Here is a 13,686-nt window from a genome sequence, read left to right as displayed (position 1 = left end):
CCGCAGTACGCCACCACCGCGTTCCTGAAGGGTTTGAAGCAGGTCGACGGCTGGCACGACATGCCGCTGACCCAGGCCGCCCAGACCGTGCAGGTCTCGGCCTACCCGGACGCCTACGCCCAGTGGGAACAGCAGGCCGCCGACCTCGTCGCCCACTACTGGAACAGCTGACAAACCACACAGCAATGACATGACCGCTGGCCGGCACCCGAACCCGGGTGCCGGCCAACGGCATACCCGGCCAACCCTCGGAGCCGAGCCGGGCGCCCCCGGAGCGGCCAGTCCCGGGACCGAGCCAGACAACGGCGCATCCACCCACAGCCCGAGCCGGACCAGCGGCGCACCCACCCGCAGCCCGAGCCGAGCCGGGCAGCGGCGCATCCAAACACGGGCCGAGTCAGGCGGCGGCGCAGCCACACGCGGGCGAGCCAGTCGGCCGGTGGCAGCCGCGCCGGTCCGCGCGCCAAGCCGGCCAGCGGCGGATCTGCACCTGGCACGAGCCGGGCCCGGGCAGCGGGCGTATCCACCGCAAACGGGAGCGGTCCGAACAAGCGGGACGGGCGCTACCGGGCGCTGGGCGTAGGGGAGGAGCCGGTGCAGACAACGAATCTTGGACAGTTATCGCTCGTCAACTGCCCAAGGTTCGCCCTACCGCCGGGGACGAAATGGCTCCGGGAGGTGGGAAGAAGCGCGGGCGCGGGTACGTTGTGTGGGGTGTCGGTGTGACCAGTGTCCCCGGGCCTCACCTAATAAATGCCTTCGCGGAATACCGTTCGGCTGGAGCCGCGTTGCGCCACTCGCCGCGAGGCGACCTGCACACCGGCACTCCAAGCGCCGCCCCCGATCGTCTGGTCGGGGGCGGCGCTGTCGTTGCCGGTGATGCTTCGATGCGGATACGCCAGAATGGCGGGATGAGCGTCGAGTCGTCCTGGGCGGAGCAGCCCGGCGTAGTCGTACTGCCCAGCGGTGCGGTCGTACGCGGGCGGCGAATCGCCGACGCGGCGTCCCCAGCGGACTTTGCGCTGCTGCTGGCCCCGGGTCCGACGCCGCCGTGGCCGCACCGGCGGATCCGATGGCCGGACTTCTGGATCCCAGTGGACCGCGCCGACGCGTTGGATGCCCTGGGTGAGGCCCTGCGGCGCGCGCATCGCGGCGAGCGTGTGGAGGTCGCCTGCCGTGGCGGCCAGGGCCGTACCGGCACTGCCCTGGCTGCGCTCGCAGTGCTCGACGGTATGCCCGCCGGGCAGGTGGTCGACTGGGTGCGCGCCAACTACCGGCCCCGGGCAGTGGAGACGCCCTGGCAGCGACGGTGGCTGCGCCACCTCGTGTGACAGCGCCGTACGGGGACGCCGGACAGTTCACCGCAACCGGCCTTGGCGAGCGCCGACCGGATCGGGTCGAGCAGGCCACTGTGGGTGGCCGGGTCGGGAGGCTCGCGGCCTGTCACGTCCGGCGCAGTCACCGCGGCACCGGCAGCCGGCACGACGAGGGAGAGGCGCGCCCTGAGCGGGCGACCGCCGTCCATCTTCGATCTCCCGCAGCGGGAAGGCAGGTGCCGGTCCAGCCCTGGTTTGCCCGTTCTCCGGATTAGGGTGCTGACATGAGAGATCGGCTGCTGGCCACCATGGCGACCGCCGCCCTGCTCACCGTCGGCGTCGCTGTCCCTGCCCCGGCGGCACCGCCCGCCGCCGCCCGCTCCGGGCGTGCCGCTCAGGCGGGCGCGACACCGTCCGTGCCGTGCCCGCGGGCGGCGGCACCGGCAGTCTCCCGGCCCACGCGTCCATCCCCGCCGCCGGGGGTCGCGCGGGACCGCGCTGTCGGAGGTGCGGCGCTGGCCACCGCGGGCCTGGTCGTACCGCCCGGGGCCCCCGCGCCGCCAAAGACAACCGCCATCTCGTGGCTCGTCGCCGACCTGGACACCGGTCAGGTGCTGGGCGGCTGCGGCCCGCACGAGTACGGCACCCCGGCGAGCGTGCAGAAGCTGCTTCTCGCCGCAACGATGCTGCCCCGGCTGGACCCGAAGCAGGTCGTCACGGTCACCGACGAGGACATGGACATCGAGCCCGGTTCCTCCGCGGTCGGCCTCGTCGAGGGTGGCCGGTACACCGTCGAGACGGTCTGGCTCGGGCTGCTGCTGAACTCCGGCAACGAGGCGGCCAACGTGCTGGCGCGGCTCGGCGGCGGCGTCGACGGCGCGGCCGGTGGGGTACGAGAGATGAACGCGTACGCGCATCGCCTCGGCGCGCTCCAGACCCACGCGGTCACCCCCTCCGGACTGGACGGGCGAGGGCAGTTCACCAGTGCCTACGACCTGGCGCTGATCGCCCGGGCCTGCTTCGCCGACCCGACCTTCCGGCGGTACGCGCTGACCGAGGTCGCCCGGATCCCCGCTCAGCCGGCGCAGCGGACAAAGGGATTCCAGATCCAGAACGAGAACCAGCTCATCTACAACTATCCCGGGGCGCTGGGCGGCAAGACCGGCTTCACGGATCTGGCCCGGCACACGTATGTGGGCGCGGCCGAACGCGACGGCCGTCGCCTGGTTGCGACACTGCTCGGCGCCGAGCCCCGACCGAGACGCGGCTGGGAGCAGGGCGCGGCACTGTTGGACTGGGGCTTCTCGCTGCCCCGGACGGCCACGGTGGGCCGGCTGGTCGGGCCGGGGGAGCTGTCGGCGACGCCCACGCCGGACCCGATCCCACCCGCGGGCGCCGCGGAGGCACGGCCGGCCGCCGCGAGCGGCCCGGCCGGCAGCGGGAGGTCGAAGTCGTGGTCGGTTGGGGTGCTCGTCGCCGCGGCGACCGTCATTCTGCTGACCGGCCTGTCGTGGCGCCGCCGCGTGGCGCGCCGGAACGCTTCCTGAGCGGGGCTGCGCGCCGGAACGCCTCCTGAGCGGGGCTGCGCGGCGGGCTCGCCCGGTGCGGCGCGCGGCTCCTGAACGGACCGGACGACTCGCCGGGGCAGCATCGCGGATCGACAACCGCCGACGGATATCCATAGACTCCGGTCGCTCCGGCACCACGAGTCCAGGAGGATGCCCGTGTCGCGTGAACCTCGACCGCTGCCCGTCCCCGTCCCGCGCCAGGCGCGGCGTACGCTGCCCCGGCTCGCCGGTACGGCCCTGCTCGCCGGCGCGATGGTCGCTGCCGGCGTCACCGCTGCGGTCGCCGTGCCCGGCGGTCCGCGTACGACAGCAACCGGGGTCACCGCTGCGGTCGCCGCGCCCGCGGGTCCGCGTACGACGCCGGGGCCGTGCGGCTACACGGCGACGCCTGACGACCCGGCCGTCCGGCCGGTCCCGCTGCCGCCCGACCCCCGCCGTACGCCGGACAAGGGCCAGGTGCGGGTCACGCTCCGCACCAACCACGGGCCGATCGGGCTGACTCTGGACCGGGCGGCGGCACCCTGCACGGTGCAGAGCTTCCTGCACCTCACCCGGCACCGCTTCTACGACCGGACGCCGTGCCACCGCCTGACCGCGTACCCGACGCTGAGCGTCCTGCAGTGCGGCGACCCCTCAGGCACCGGTTCGGGCGGGCCCGGTTACCGCTACCGCGACGAGCTGCCGACCGATCTGCCTCCCGCGCCGACCGATCCGACGGGTGAGCGGCGGGTCTACGCCCGGGGCACGCTCGCCATGGCCAACGCCGGCCCGGACACCAACGGCAGCCAGTTCTTCCTGGTGTACGCCGACTCGGCGCTGCAACCCAACTACACGGTCTTCGGCTCGGTGGATGCGGCGGGGCTCGCCACGCTCGACCGCATCGCGGCCGGGGGGATCGCCCCGACCGGGGAGGACCCGGCTCCGGTCGACGGCGCGCCGGCACTGCCAGTGGAGATCCGCAAGGCCGTCCGGCAGCACCACTGAGAACTCGCGCAGGTGGGGGAGTTCGGCGCGACAGGGCAGAGGTCCCCCACCGGTGCGTCGCCCGGCATGACCCGCGCCTGAGCGGGGATCACCCTTGCCGTTGGCGAGGGGGTGGGGGATGGCGGCGTACGTCGGGCATCGGCGGGTCCTCGTGGACGGCGTCGAGGTGTTCTACCGGGACGCCGGGCCGCCGCAGGCTCCTGTCGTCCTGCTGCCGCACGGCTACCCCTGCTCGTCGTTCCAGTTCCGCAACCTGATGGCCGCTCTCGGCGATCGGTGGCGGCTGGTCGCGCCGGACCTGCCAGGTTTCGGCTACAGCGCGACGCCCGACCCGGCGGACTTCGACTACACCTTCGCCGGATACGGCCGCTTCCTGCACCGCTTCGTGGACACCCTGAACCTGCGCCGGTACGCGATCTACCTGCACGACTACGGCTCGCAGCACGGCTTCCGGCTCGCCATGTCGGCGCCGGAGCGGGTGGCCGCGCTGATCGTGCAGAACGGGGACGTCTACCTCGACGAGTTCGGCCCGAAGTACGCGCCGCTGCGGCGGTACTGGGCGAACCCGACGCCGCAGGGACGAGCGGAGCTGGCCGGCAACGTCAGCGAGGAGGGGTTCCGCGACGAGTTCGTCGGGGAGCTGCCCGAGCGGCTGGTCGAGCGAGTCAGCCCCGACCTGTGGACACTCGCCTGGGCGCAGCTGCGTACGCCCCCACGTCCGGAGATCATCGTCGGGCTCTTCACCGACCAGGCCACCACGCTCGCCGACTTTCCGCGTATCCAGGCGTACCTGCGGGAGCACCGCCCGCCCACCCTGATCGTCTGGGGACCGCACGACGGTTACATGCCGGCGGGCGCGGCGCGGGCGTACCTGCGGGACCTGCCCGACGCCGAGCTGCACCTGCTCGACGGTGGGCACTGGGCGCTGGAGACGAATCTCGACGAGGTCGTGGCCCTGGCTCGGGACTTCCTGAACCGCGCGCATCCGCCGGGCTGAGCCGGGGACCTGCCCGCGCCACCTAGGGCGAGAACGGCCGGACCGGTCGTGGGAACGAGGGCGCTGGAGCGCAGGACGCGCGGACGACCAGCTCGGTGGGCAGCCGGACGTGCGGGTCGCGTTCGACGCCGCCGATCAGGTCGATGAGCAGCCGCAGCGCCTCGGCGCCCATCCGCTGCAGGGGCTGCGCGATGGTGGTCAGCGGCGGGTTGACCAGCGCCGATTCCGGGATGTTGTCGAAGCCCATGACGGACAGGTCGTCGGGCACGCTGAGGCCGGCGTTCCGCGCCACGTCCACCGTGGAGATGGCGGAGAGGTCGTTTCCCGCGAAGACGGCGGTCGGCCGGTCCGGGAGCGCGAGCAGTTCCCCGGCCGTGGCGGCGGCGCTCTCGATCCGGAAACCGCCGACGCGGACGAGTTCCTCGTCCACCGGCACGCCGGCGTCGGCCATGGCCCTGCGGAAGCCCGCCTCGCGCAGGCGGGCCGACTCCAGGTCGGGGCGTCCGCTGATGTGCGCGATGCGGCGGTGACCGAGCGACAGCAGGTAGTTGGTCGCGAGTACGGCGCCGGCGAAGTTGTCGGAGTCGACGGTGGGCAGGCCGGAGGGGCCGGTGTGCGGGTCGACGGCCACCACGTGGAAGCCCTGTTTGGTTTCGACCACGGTCGGTGTGACGATCACGGCCCCGTCGATGAGCGTCCCGGACAGGCGGGCCAGGGAGCGTCGTTCCCAGCCGATGGCCGTGCCGTCGCCGTCGCCGCCGGAGTAGGCCAGCAGCTGGTAGCCGGTGCCGGTGACCTCCTTGGAGGCCCCCTTGAGCAGCTCGGTCGAGAACGGTTCGAACTCGGCGACCAGGATGCCCAGGACGTTCGTGCGGTGACTGCGCAGGCTCTGCGCCCCGAGGCTGGCCTCGTAGCCGAGCTGGTGGATGACCTGCCGTACGCGCTCCACGGTCGCCTGTGCCACGCCGTACCGATTGTTGACGACCTTCGACACGGTAGCCACCGAGACGCCGGCCGTACGGGCCACGTCCGACATTTTGACACGCTCCGGGAAGGTCACGCCGACGATGATAGAGGGCCGCCCGGAGTTCCTCGTCAGGGTTTCGAAACCGTTATCGACAACGGTTGACACTCCGTTACGGGGCTGTAAAACTCGCCGCACTGATTCCCGCCACTGCTAGTCGAGGAGACGTGTCGATGGCGATGAAGCACCGCGCGGCCGCCGGCCTGGCGCTGTTCCTTACCACCGCACTGCTCGTCGCCGGGTGTAACGGCGGCGACAGCGAAGCCCCCGCCGAGAGCGAGCTCTACAAGAACCCGGTGACTCTGACCTGGTGGCACAATGCCTCGCAGGACGGGCCGCTGAAGACCTACTGGGAGAAGGTCGCCAAGGACTTCAACGCGCTCCACCCGACCGTCACGATCCAGATCGAGTCGATCGAGACCAACCAGCTCCAGCGCACCCGACTGCCTGCCGCACTGCTGAGCAACGACCCGCCGGACATCTTCCAGGCCTGGGGTGGCGGTGAGATGCGGGAGCAGGTGGAGGCCGACTACCTGAAGGACATCACCGAGCAGGTCAAGACGGAGGCCGCCGACATCGGTAGCGTCGCTGAGATCTGGCAGGTCGACGGCAAGCAGTACGGGCTGCCGTACCGGATGGGCGTCGAGGGTGTCTGGTACAACAAGGACATGTTCGCGAAGGCGGGCATCGCGGCACCGCCGGCCACCTTCGACGAGCTCAACGACGCGGTCACCAAGCTGAAGGCCATCAACGTCATCCCGATCGCGCTGGGCGCCGGTGACAAGTGGCCCGCCGCGCACTGGTGGTACAACTTCGCGTTGCGCGCCTGCTCGGTCGACACGCTCAAGAAGGCGTCCACCGAACGCGTCTTCGACGACCCCTGCTTCGTCAAGGCGGGTCAGGATCTCCAGACCTTCATCGCCACCAACCCGTTCCAGCCGAACTTCATCGCCACCCCGGGGCAGAACGACCCGACCAGCGCCAACGGCCTGCTGGCCAACGGCAAGGCCGCGATGGAACTCATGGGCGAATGGAACCGGGGGACCCTGGACACCGTCGCCGAGGACCGGGAGGCGCTCGGCAAGTTCATCGGCTGGTTCCCCGTACCGGCGATCTCCGGTTCCGCCGGCGACCCGAAGGCGGCTCTCGGCGGCGGCGACGGATTCGCCTGCGCCAAGAACGCCCCGGCCGAGTGCGTCGAGTTCCTCAAGTACCTCGTGAGCCCCGAGGTGCAGACGGGGTACGCCGAGACCGGCACCGGTCTGCCCGCCCGCAAGGCCGCCGGAGACACCGTCAAGGATCCCGCCTTGAAGTCCGTCCTGGATGCCACCTCTGGCGCCTCCTACGTGCAGCTCTGGCTGGACACGGCCTTCGGCAGCACCGTCGGCACCGCGATGAACAACGCCGTGGTCGCGATCTTCGCCGGCAAGGGAACCCCTGAGCAGGTCGTCGACGCGATGAAGGCGGCCGCGAAGAAGTGACCTCCACCAACCCGATCCTGAGCCCCGCCGGCGGTGCGGACGCGCCGTCGGCGGGGCTACGGCCTTCCCGGCGCTCGTCCGTCCGCGCCGCGCAGACCCGGCGTAAGTGGTACGAGATCGTCGGGCTCACCCTGCCCGCGGTCATCGTCTACGTGATGTTCGTGCTGGTCCCGATGGGATTCGCGGTCTACTACAGCCTGTTCCGCTGGCGTGGGATCGGACCGCCGACCGACTACGTCGGATTCGACAACTACGTGCTCGCCTTCCAGGACCCGATCTTCCTCGACGCGCTGCGCAACAACGCCATCATCGTGGTCGGATCGCTGGTCGTCCAGGGGCCCATCGCGCTGGCCGTGGCCCTGCTGCTGAACCGACGGTTCCGTGGCCGCGCCGTGTTCCGCCTGATCGTGTTCGTACCCTACGTGCTCGCCGAAGTCACCGCCGGCATCATGTGGAAGCTGCTGCTGACCGACAACGGCACGGTCGACGCGCTGATGCGGTCGCTGGGGCTTGGCAGCCTGGTTCGGGCGTGGCTCGCCGACCTCGACATCGTCATCTGGACGATGCTGTTCGTGCTCACCTGGAAGTACGTCGGCTTCGCCATCATCCTGCTGCTCGCCGGCCTGTCGAACGTACCGCCGGAGCTGACCGAGGCCGCCGCGATCGACGGCGCGAGCTGGTGGCAGACCCAGCGTCACGTCATGCTCCCGCTGCTGGGGCCGACGATCCGGATCTGGATGTTCCTCTCGATGATCGGTTCCCTGCAGGCCTTCGAGGTCATCTGGGTGACCTCGGTGCCCGCGGTGCGGTCGCTCGGCGCCTCGGCCACCATGGCCACGTACATGGTGGACAACGGCTTCTTCGCCCGGTTGTGGGGCTACGGCAACGCGGTCGCCGTGATCCTGTTCGTCATCTCCTTCGTCGCGGCGCTGCTGTTCCAGCGTTTCCTGCTCCGCCGTGACATCGATGGCGCCGTCACCGGAAGGGTGAACTGACAGTGGCCGCTGAATCCGTCCCGCCCCCGGCCGTGACCCGACGCCCGCTGGCGTGGAGCACCCCGCTCACCTACGCGCTGGCTCTCGCGGTCGCGGCCGTGTCGATCGCCCCGGTGATCTACGTGATCGTCGGTGGCTTCCGCACCACCCCGCAGATCATCGCGGACCCGGCCGGCCTGCCCGACCCATGGGTCTGGGACAACTACGTCAGAGTGCTCACGCAGAGCGACTTCTGGAAACAGGCGTTCAACAGCGCGGTGATCGCTCTGGGTACGACGGCCGGTGTCGTGGTGCTCGGCGTCTGCGCGGCGTTCGTGCTGGCCCGTTACACCTTCCGCGGGCGTGAGGGCCTCTACACCTTCTTCACCCTCGGCCTGCTCTTTCCCTCAGGCGCGGCGATCCTGCCGCTGTACCTGATGCTGCGCGACCTGACCCTCATCAACTCCTACTACGCGGTGATCCTCCCGCAGATCGCCTTCTCCCTGCCCCTCACGATCGTCATCCTGCGCCCCTTCCTCTCCGCCGTCCCCCGCGAACTGGAGGACGCCGCCGCCATCGACGGCGCCGGCCGGCTCGGCTTCCTCTGGCGCATCATGCTGCCGCTGTCGCGGCCGGCGCTTGTCACCGTCGGGGTCCTCGCGTTCGTGGCCAGCTGGAACGCGTTCCTCCTGCCACTGCTCGTCCTCGGCGATGCCGACCTGCACACCCTGCCGCTGGGCGTGCAGAACTTCTCGAGCCAGTACACCTCCGACACCGCCGGGATCCTCGCCTTCACGTCGCTGGCGATGTTGCCGGCACTTCTCTTCTTCACCTTCGCCGAGAAGCAGATCGTCGGCGGCCTGCAAGGTGCGGTCAAGGGCTGAGCAGCAGCCCTGGGAGCCGCAGCGGAGAAGACACAGCACAACCGTCAACCTGTACGCCCACCGGGCGCTGCCCGGGCTGATGGGCGTCGGAGGAAAGTGACCGACAAGTGACAGTGGACATCGAACCAGGCACCGCCATCTGGAACGACCCCTCGTACGACCTGGCCACCCGCGTCGACGCCCTGGTCGCCGCGATGACCCTTCCGGAGAAGATCGCTCAGCTGTACGGCGTCTGGGTCGGCGCCTCGGCCGACGGCGGCGAGGTCGCGCCGTTCCAGCACGAGATGGAGGAACTGGTCGACCTCGACGCCCTGCTGCCCACCGGCCTCGGTCAGCTGACCCGACCGTTCGGCACCGCGCCGGTGGACCCGGCGCTCGGCGCGCTCTCGCTGCTGCGCACCCAGCAGCGCATCGTCGAGGCGAACCGGTTCGGCATCCCGGCCCTGGCGCACGAGGAGTGCCTGGCCGGCTTCGCCACCTGGGGCGCCACCGCCTATCCGGTGCCGCTGTCCTGGGGAGCCACCTTCGACCCGGAGCTGATCCGGCGGATGGCCGCCGCCATCGGCGCCGACCTGCGCCGCGTCGGCGTGCACCAGGGGCTCGCGCCGGTGCTCGACGTGGTCCGCGACGCCCGGTGGGGACGGGTCGAGGAGACCGTCGGCGAAGACCCCTACCTGGTCGGGACGGTCGCCACCGCGTACGTCCAGGGGCTGGAGTCCGCGGGGGTGGTCGCCACCCTCAAGCACTTCGCGGGCTACTCGGCCTCCCGGGCCGCACGTAACCACGCGCCGGTCGGCATGGGTCCGCGTGAGCGCGCCGACGTGATGCTGCTGCCGTTCGAGATGGCGGTCCGGGAGAGCGACGTCCGCTCGGTGATGCACGCCTACACCGACACCGACGGGATACCGTCTGCCGCCGACGAGCGGCTGCTCACCGGCCTGCTCCGGGACACCTGGGGCTTCACCGGCACGGTGGTCGCCGACTACTTCGGCATCGCGTTCCTGCACGCCCTGCACGGGGTGGCCGGCAGCTGGGGCGAGGCCGCCGGTGCGGCACTCGCCGCCGGAGTGGACGTCGAGCTGCCCACGGTCAAGACGTTCGGCGAGCCGTTGCACGCGGCGCTCGCCGCCGGCGACGTGCCGGAGTCGCTGATCGACCGGGCGGTGCGCCGGGTGCTGTTGCAGAAGGGCCAGCTCGGGCTCCTGGACGCCGGGTGGTCTCCGGTGCCCCCGGCGCTCGACGGTGTCGACCTCGGCGACCCGGAGACGTTGCGTGGCCGCGTCGACCTGGACTCACCGGCCAACCGGGCGCTGGCCCGCCAGGTGGCCGAGGAAGCCGTGGTGCTGCTGCGAAACGAAGGCATCCTGCCGCTGGCCGCTCCCGCGCGGATCGCGGTGATCGGGCCACAGGCGGAGAACTCCACCGCGGTGCTCGGCTGCTACTCCTTCCCGCTGCACGTCGGTCCCCGCCACCCGGAGGTGCCGGTCGGGATCGAGCTGCCGACCCTGGCACAGGCGGTACGCGCCGAGTTCCCGTCCAGCACCGTCATGGTCGAGACCGGGGTGAGCATCGACGGCCCCGAGCCCGACGGGATCGCGGCGGCCGTCCGCGCCGCCCGTGACGCGGACCTGGTGATCGCCGCCCTCGGCGACCGGGCCGGGCTGTTCGGCCGCGGCACCAGCGGCGAGGGCTGCGACGCCGAGTCGCTGGCCCTGCCCGGCGTACAGGGGCAACTGCTCGACGCGCTGCTCGACACCGGGACGCCGGTGGTCGTCACGATGATCGCCGGCCGGCCGTACGCGCTCGGGCGCGCGGTCGACGAGGCCGCCGCCATCGTGCAGTCCTTCTTCCCCGGTGAGGAGGGGACGCCGGCGATCGCCGGGGTGCTCAGCGGCCGGGTCGAACCGCGGGGGCGGCTGCCGATCAGTGTGCCCCGCCGGCCGTACGCGCAGCCCGGCCCGTACCTCACCGCCCGGCTCGGGCAGGTCAACGACGTCTCTAACCTCGACCCGACCCCGGCCTACGGGTTCGGGCACGGACTCAGCTACACCCGGTTCGACTGGTCGCAGTTGGTGGTCGACCGCAAGGTGGCCCAGACCGACGGCGAGTTGGCGCTCAGCTTCACGCTGCGCAACGCCGGCGACCGGTGGGGCAGCGAGGTGGTGCAGGTGTACGCGCACGACCCGGTCGCGTCGGTGGTGCAGCCGGTGCAGCGGCTGATCGGCTACCAGCGGGTGTCCCTCGAACCGGGCGCCTCCTGCCGGATCGCGGTGACCGTGCCGGCCGACCTGTTCTCGTTCACCGGACGGGACGGGCGGCGGGTGGTCGAGCCGGGCGGGCTGGAGCTGCGGCTGGCGGCGTCGAGCACCGACACGCGGCTGGTGGCGCCGGTCGAGCTGCGCGGGCCGGCCCGGTACGTCGACCACACCAGGCGGATGCATCCGCGTTTCACGGTCACGCCGGTCGAGGGCTGACCGGGTGTACACCGACCTGCCCGAGGAGCAGTTGCGTGCCTACCGCAGCGGTGTGCGCAACCCGGAGGACTTCGACCGGTTCTGGGCGGACACGCTGGCCGAGGCCCGGTCGGCGGGCTCCACCGTCCGGGTCGAGCGAGCGGCGACCGACCTGGCCGGCATCGACGTGTACGACGTGACGCTTCCCGGGTTCGCCGGCCAGCCCGTCCGGGCCTGGCTGCGGGTGCCCAGCGGCGCCGGGGCGGCCCGGCCGACCGTCGTGCAGTACGCCGGCTACGGCGGCGGGCGGGGCCACCCGCTGGAGAACCTGCTCTGGGCCGCGGCCGGGTACGCGCACCTGCAGATGGACACCCGCGGGCAGGGCTCGGGGTGGAGCCGGGGGGACACTCCCGACCCCGCCGCGGCGGGCCCGGAGGCGCCCGGGGTGATGACCCGGGGCGTCACCGACCCGCACACGTACTACTACCGGCGTCTGATCACCGACGCGGTCCGGGCGGTCGACGCCGCCCGGACCCTGCCGGCGGTCGACCCGGAGCGGGTCGCGGTGCTCGGGCACAGCCAGGGCGGTGGCCTGGCGCTCGCGGTCGGCGCGCTCGTGCCCGATCTGCGGGCGGTCGTCGCCGCGGTGCCGTTCCTCTGCGACATCCCGCGCGGCATCGTGGTCACCGACGCCCGCCCGTACCGGGAGGTGCGTGACTACCTGGCCGTCCACCGGGACGCCGAGGAGCGGGTGCTGAACACGCTGGCGTACGTCGACGGGGTGAACTTCGCCCGACGCTGCCACCTCCCGGCGCGGTACTCGGTGGCGTTGATGGACGACATCGTGCCGCCGTCGACGGTGTTCGCCGCCGTCAACGCGCACGCCGGGCCGACCGAGTTGTCGCTGTGGCGCTACAACGGCCACGAGGCGGGTGGCATCGAGGACGACGAGGCGGCGTTGCGGTTCCTCGGAAAGCACCTGGCCGACGACACCGACCTCGCACCGGGGGCGGGCGGAGGCTGATAGACAGGACGGGTGCGCAGGTCGGGGGCGGTGTGGTGCGGGGCGACGAGCCGGCACCGTTCGCGCCGGCGCCGGGCCCGGGTCACCGCCGCGCTGCTCACGGCCAGCGTGCTGCTCGCCGGTTGTACCCGGTCGGAGCCGCGGCCCGCGCCGACGCCCCCGGCTCCGCAGCCCTCGCCGACCAGCCCGCACCCGAGCAGCGTCTCGCCGGCCGTGTCCGCCACCGGCCGGCCGCGGCTGCCCGGCTTCGTGGTGCTCGGCGACGTCGATCCGCGTATCCGCACCGACATCCGGTACGCCAGCCCGCACAACTTCGTCGGACGGCCCATCACCGGCTACCGGGAGCCGCTCTGCCTGCTGACCCGGCGGGCAGCGGAGGCGCTGCGCCGGGTGCAGGACGCCGCCCTGGCGGGTGGGCACAGCCTCAAGGTGTACGACTGCTACCGCCCGGTGCCGGCCGTGAACGACTTCGTCGCATGGTCCAAGCGCCCCGGCGAGCAGCAGAGCAAGGCCGAGTTCTACCCGCACGTGGACAAGTCCCGGCTGTTCGCGGAGGGGTACATCGGGGCGCCCACCGCGCACAGCCGGGGCAGCACGATGGACCTGACGCTGGTTCCCGAGCCACCCGCCGACCAGCCGCCGTTCATGCCCGGCCAGCCGCTGGTGTCCTGCACCGCACCGCATGCCCAACGTTTCCCGGACAACAGCATCGACATGGGTACCGGCTTCGACTGTTTCGACCCGCTGGCGCGGACGGCCGCACCGGGCATCAGCGGTACGGCTCGCGCGAACCGGATGCTGCTCGAACGGCTGATGAGCGACGCCGGGTTCGTCAACTACCCCGGTGAGTGGTGGCACTACAGCTTCGCGGACGAGCCGTACCCGGACACCTTCTTCGACGCCCCGGTGGCCCGTTCGTCGGTCGGGTGAGCGGCCCGCCAGCGGCTCGGGCATGATCCTTCCCGACGCGTACCGGCGCGG

The 13,686-nt window shown here is 71.9% G+C and carries 11 protein-coding genes; 10 read left to right on the top strand and 1 reads right to left on the bottom strand.

Annotated features, from left to right (window positions below):
* Positions 1 to 911: 911 nt before the first annotated feature.
* The 4 genes from BXA10_RS28825 to BXA10_RS28810 all read left to right on the top strand — a co-directional run bounded on the left by BXA10_RS28825 (position 912) and on the right by BXA10_RS28810 (position 4,865).
* Positions 912 to 1,331, top strand: a complete 420-nt coding sequence (locus tag BXA10_RS28825; RefSeq protein ID WP_076473991.1) for a protein-tyrosine phosphatase family protein — start codon at positions 912 to 914, stop codon at positions 1,329 to 1,331.
* Positions 1,332 to 1,600: 269 nt separating this feature from the next.
* Positions 1,601 to 2,863: a D-alanyl-D-alanine carboxypeptidase family protein gene (locus tag BXA10_RS28820; protein ID WP_076473990.1), complete on the top strand. Its 1,263-nt coding sequence runs from the start codon at positions 1,601 to 1,603 to the stop codon at positions 2,861 to 2,863.
* Positions 2,864 to 3,136: 273 nt separating this feature from the next.
* On the top strand, positions 3,137 to 3,868 hold the full coding sequence (locus tag BXA10_RS28815) for a peptidylprolyl isomerase (protein ID WP_084753478.1): 732 nt from the start codon (positions 3,137 to 3,139) through the stop codon (positions 3,866 to 3,868).
* A gap of 118 nt (positions 3,869 to 3,986) precedes the next feature.
* Positions 3,987 to 4,865 (top strand): alpha/beta fold hydrolase, encoded by an 879-nt coding sequence (locus BXA10_RS28810; protein ID WP_076473989.1) that lies wholly within the window; start codon positions 3,987 to 3,989, stop codon positions 4,863 to 4,865.
* A gap of 22 nt (positions 4,866 to 4,887) precedes the next feature.
* Here BXA10_RS28810 and BXA10_RS28805 read toward each other — a convergent pair whose 3' ends face one another.
* Positions 4,888 to 5,925, bottom strand: coding sequence for a LacI family DNA-binding transcriptional regulator (locus BXA10_RS28805; RefSeq protein ID WP_076473988.1), 1,038 nt, complete (start codon positions 5,923 to 5,925; stop codon positions 4,888 to 4,890).
* Positions 5,926 to 6,062: 137 nt separating this feature from the next.
* On the opposite strand from BXA10_RS28805, the gene BXA10_RS28800 reads away from it, so the two are divergent.
* The 6 genes from BXA10_RS28800 to BXA10_RS28775 all read left to right on the top strand — a co-directional run bounded on the left by BXA10_RS28800 (position 6,063) and on the right by BXA10_RS28775 (position 13,635).
* Positions 6,063 to 7,370, top strand: coding sequence for an extracellular solute-binding protein (locus BXA10_RS28800; RefSeq protein WP_076473987.1), 1,308 nt, complete (start codon positions 6,063 to 6,065; stop codon positions 7,368 to 7,370).
* Complete coding sequence (locus tag BXA10_RS28795) at positions 7,367 to 8,365, top strand: carbohydrate ABC transporter permease (RefSeq protein ID WP_076473986.1); 999 nt, start codon at positions 7,367 to 7,369, stop codon at positions 8,363 to 8,365. Before BXA10_RS28800 ends, BXA10_RS28795 begins: the two co-directional genes overlap by 4 nt.
* Entirely contained in the window at positions 8,362 to 9,228 is an 867-nt protein-coding gene (locus BXA10_RS28790) for a carbohydrate ABC transporter permease (RefSeq protein WP_076473985.1), read from the top strand. The genes BXA10_RS28795 and BXA10_RS28790 overlap by 4 nt, the downstream gene beginning before the upstream one ends.
* Before the next feature lie 113 nt (positions 9,229 to 9,341).
* A complete protein-coding gene (locus BXA10_RS28785) occupies positions 9,342 to 11,702 on the top strand; it encodes a beta-xylosidase/alpha-l-arabinosidase (protein WP_281251457.1) in 2,361 nt (786 codons plus the stop codon).
* A gap of 4 nt (positions 11,703 to 11,706) precedes the next feature.
* Entirely contained in the window at positions 11,707 to 12,705 is a 999-nt protein-coding gene (locus BXA10_RS28780; protein WP_076473983.1) for an acetylxylan esterase, read from the top strand.
* Positions 12,706 to 12,717: 12 nt separating this feature from the next.
* Complete coding sequence (locus BXA10_RS28775; RefSeq protein WP_425436134.1) at positions 12,718 to 13,635, top strand: M15 family metallopeptidase; 918 nt, start codon at positions 12,718 to 12,720, stop codon at positions 13,633 to 13,635.
* The last annotated feature ends 51 nt before the right edge of the window (positions 13,636 to 13,686 follow it).

Origin of the sequence: Micromonospora avicenniae, from assembly GCF_900156065.1 — a bacterium.
GTDB classification, from domain to species: domain Bacteria; phylum Actinomycetota; class Actinomycetes; order Mycobacteriales; family Micromonosporaceae; genus Micromonospora; species Micromonospora avicenniae.
Note: the sequence above shows the minus strand (reverse complement) of the source record. Positions and strands in the feature narration are given on the sequence as shown.

What these genes read in the sequence shown, in the direction of transcription:
- BXA10_RS28800 (WP_076473987.1), top strand. Translation starts at nt 6,063, where the DNA reads ATGGCGATGAAGCACCGCGCGGCCGCCGGCCTGGCGCTGTTCCTTACC.
- BXA10_RS28820 (WP_076473990.1), top strand. Translation starts at nt 1,601, where the DNA reads ATGAGAGATCGGCTGCTGGCCACCATGGCGACCGCCGCCCTGCTCACC.
- BXA10_RS28825 (WP_076473991.1), top strand. Translation starts at nt 912, where the DNA reads ATGAGCGTCGAGTCGTCCTGGGCGGAGCAGCCCGGCGTAGTCGTACTG.
- BXA10_RS28815 (WP_084753478.1), top strand. Translation starts at nt 3,137, where the DNA reads ATGGTCGCTGCCGGCGTCACCGCTGCGGTCGCCGTGCCCGGCGGTCCG.
- BXA10_RS28810 (WP_076473989.1), top strand. Translation starts at nt 3,987, where the DNA reads ATGGCGGCGTACGTCGGGCATCGGCGGGTCCTCGTGGACGGCGTCGAG.